Raw genomic sequence first — 1,228 nt, forward strand, 5'->3', positions numbered from 1 at the left:
AACAGCAGACCATTATCAATACCCTGATACAGGGCGACGACGCCCTGGTGCTGATGCCCACCGGCGGCGGTAAATCCCTGTGCTATCAGATCCCCGCCCTGGTCCGGCCAGGCACCGGTGTGGTGATCAGCCCGCTGATTGCCCTGATGCAGGATCAGGTGGATGCGCTCAAGGCACTGGGCGTGAAAGCCGGCTTCCTCAACTCCACCCTGTCACTGGAACAAGTACGCGAGCTGGAAAACGCCTTGCTGCAAGGCGAGTTGGACATGCTCTACATCGCCCCGGAGCGGCTGATACAGCCGCGTACCCTGGCGCTGTTGAAACAGGCTGAGGTCGCCCTGTTCGCTATCGACGAAGCCCACTGTGTGTCCCAGTGGGGGCACGATTTCCGCAACGACTATCTGCAGCTGTCCCTGCTGCACCGGGAATTCCCGCAAGTGCCCCGCATTGCGTTAACCGCCACCGCGGACCAACGCACCCGCACGGAAATTGCCGAGCGACTGGACCTGACCCAGGCGCGGCATTTTGTCTCCAGCTTCGACCGCCCCAACATCCAGTACCGTATCGAGCGCAAGGACGGCGCCCGCAATCAGTTACTGCGCCTGTTGCGTGCCGAGCACGCCGGTGAAGCGGGGATCGTCTACTGCCTGTCGCGCAACAAGGTGGACCGGGTGGCCGAATGGCTATGCCAGCAGGGCATTAATGCTCTGCCCTACCACGCCGGGCTTTCTGGCCCGCTGCGGGAAAAACACCAGCAGCGCTTTCTGCGCGAGGACGGCATTGTCATGGTCGCCACCATTGCCTTCGGCATGGGCATCGACAAACCTGACGTGCGGTTTGTGGCGCATCTGGATCTGCCCAAGAGCATTGAGTCCTACTATCAGGAAACCGGCCGTGCCGGCCGTGATGGCAACCCGGCTACAGCCTGGATGGCCTATGGGCTGGAAGACGCCATCAAGCTCAAACAGATGCTCGCCCAAAGCAGTGGCAACGAGCAGCACAAGCGCAACGAAAACCAGCGCCTGGAAAGCATGCTGGGGCTGTGCGAAATCACCCATTGCCGCCGCCAGGCATTGCTGCACTACTTTGCCGAAACTCTGGAAAAGCCCTGCGGTAACTGCGACACCTGCCTGCACCCACCGGAAACCTTCGACGCCACCGAAGCCGCCCAAAAAGCCCTGAGCTGTGTCTACCGGACCGGACAGCGCTTCGGCGTCAATCACCTGAT

General features: G+C 61.3%; 1 protein-coding gene. It reads left to right on the forward strand.

What is annotated here, in order from left to right; all coding sequences use genetic code 11:
• Positions 1-1,228, forward strand: a 1,228-nt coding sequence (locus tag A3754_RS04470; protein WP_156496782.1) for an ATP-dependent DNA helicase RecQ, incomplete at both ends; no start/stop codon positions are given.

The sequence above is a fragment of the Alcanivorax sp. HI0083 genome (assembly GCF_001635175.1).